This window comes from Microcoleus sp. S13_C5 (genome assembly GCF_036700845.1).
Lineage (GTDB): Bacteria > Cyanobacteriota > Cyanobacteriia > Cyanobacteriales > Microcoleaceae > Microcoleus.
Window position 1 is genome coordinate 1 of record NZ_JAUBPR010000283.1, and the last position, 1,507, is coordinate 1,507.

3 protein-coding genes are annotated in these 1,507 nt (G+C 43.3%); 1 reads left to right on the forward strand and 2 read right to left on the reverse strand.

Annotated elements, in window-relative coordinates:
• Positions 1-57 precede the first annotated feature (57 nt).
• Together QUA04_RS29610 and QUA04_RS29615 are read right to left on the reverse strand one after the other, a co-directional pair.
• Positions 58-429: a cation:proton antiporter domain-containing protein gene (locus QUA04_RS29610; protein ID WP_333264357.1), complete on the reverse strand. Its 372-nt coding sequence runs from the start codon at positions 427-429 to the stop codon at positions 58-60.
• A 3-nt stretch (positions 430-432) separates the two neighbouring features.
• On the reverse strand, positions 433-591 hold the full coding sequence (locus tag QUA04_RS29615) for a hypothetical protein (RefSeq protein ID WP_333264360.1): 159 nt from the start codon (positions 589-591) through the stop codon (positions 433-435).
• A gap of 113 nt (positions 592-704) precedes the next feature.
• On the opposite strand from QUA04_RS29615, the gene QUA04_RS29620 reads away from it, so the two are divergent.
• Positions 705-1,256, forward strand: coding sequence for a DUF3124 domain-containing protein (locus tag QUA04_RS29620; protein ID WP_333264363.1), 552 nt, complete (start codon positions 705-707; stop codon positions 1,254-1,256).
• Positions 1,257-1,507: the final 251 nt, after the last annotated feature.

The following is a 1,507-nucleotide window of genomic DNA, read 5'->3' on the forward strand; positions in this document are numbered from 1 at the left end:
TTAATTATGAAATGGAACCGAAACATCAAAAACAAAGGTAACGCGAGTTAATGCAGTTTAGATGTCGAACAGCTTAGATAGCCGGGAAGGTACGCGGATCTCCTTAAAGACCGCGATCATTGAGACGGTATCCGTATTTGCCAGAATAACTCCGATCAGCAACGCCGGAATCCAGTCTAGCCCTAGCCCAAATTTAACCAGAACAGCAATAATTGCTGAGGATAAGATCGAGCCTGGACCAGCCAGCAGGGCGATCGGCTTAAAGGTGCTGCGGAGACGGCTGATATCAGTATTGATAGCTGCTTCAAAAATCAGAATTGGTAGGAAAAGATTTAATACTAAAGAGGGGTCTAAACCTATTCGACGCGACAAGACCTCCGTAATGGGCAAGCCTGCTAACACTAAGCCCGTCACATAGGGAATTCGCAACCGTTAGGTTAGGAGTGCCACAACAGTTGCAATCAGCAGCAGAATGATCAAGATGATGACCAATTCAGGAATGGCTGCTGCCGTTTGGCTATTTGTAGCAGGCTCCCTGCCCAAGGGAGTTAGTTGCGCTACAATCGACTCCATCACCGATACTCCTCCCATAAACTCGTTTTCCTCAAAGAAATTGACAGATTAACTACCGTTTTAGTCTACAGGAGACTTCACTCTGCCGTAGACGTAACTGCAATTTATGTGGTGTATTTGGATGAATGCCGATGAAGCTGAAACAACATTTCTGGGTTGGTTGGGCGATCAGCGCGATCGTCATTACCTCTTGTTCAGAGCAAACTACCTCACAAAGGCAACAACCTGATACAAAACGTGAAACTTCACTGAGATCGGTCACGTTAGATAAAACAAAAGTTGTGATGGGACAAACCGTATATGTCCCTATTTACTCGCATATTTATCACTACAACAGCCAAAATAATGTGATGAATTTGTCAGCCACGCTCAGTATCCGCAATACGGATCTGACAAATTCTATTATTATCACTTCTGTGCGTTACTACGATACTGATGGGAAATTGATTAGGCAGGACATTAAGAGTCCTGTAGAACTCAAGCCGCTTGCTTCCACAGACTTTTTCATTGCAGCAGATGATACAAGTGGAGGCTCAGGTGCCAACTTTATTGTGGAGTGGGTTGCAGAAAAAACGGTTTATGAGCCTGTCATTGAAGCTGTCATGATTAGTACCTCTTCTTCTCAGGGTATTTCATTTATCAGTCCCGCTAAAGTTCTCAAGCAACACAAAATGCCAAAATGATTTTAGAGGATTAAATTCTTGCTTTACAAGGTAGTTTTAGACTACCATAAGGGGAGCATCTCATATTTGTAAAAACACTTCTTCTGGCTTCTGACTTTTTTCTCCTGACTCCTGACTCCTAACTCCAATTTCTAGCTTGGCTGCAAAAGTGATATCATGTCCGGTCGATCAACTATGATATAATCAGGAGGAACACCACCCCCATCAAATAAAGAATGCCAAAACGAATTACGATCGCACCTCATCTGAGT

Bases quoted from the DNA above. Each gene is read 5' to 3' on its own strand.
- QUA04_RS29615 (WP_333264360.1), bottom strand. From the start codon at position 591: ATGGGAGGAGTATCGGTGATGGAGTCGATTGTAGCGCAACTAACTCCC.
- QUA04_RS29620 (WP_333264363.1), top strand. From the start codon at position 705: ATGAAGCTGAAACAACATTTCTGGGTTGGTTGGGCGATCAGCGCGATC.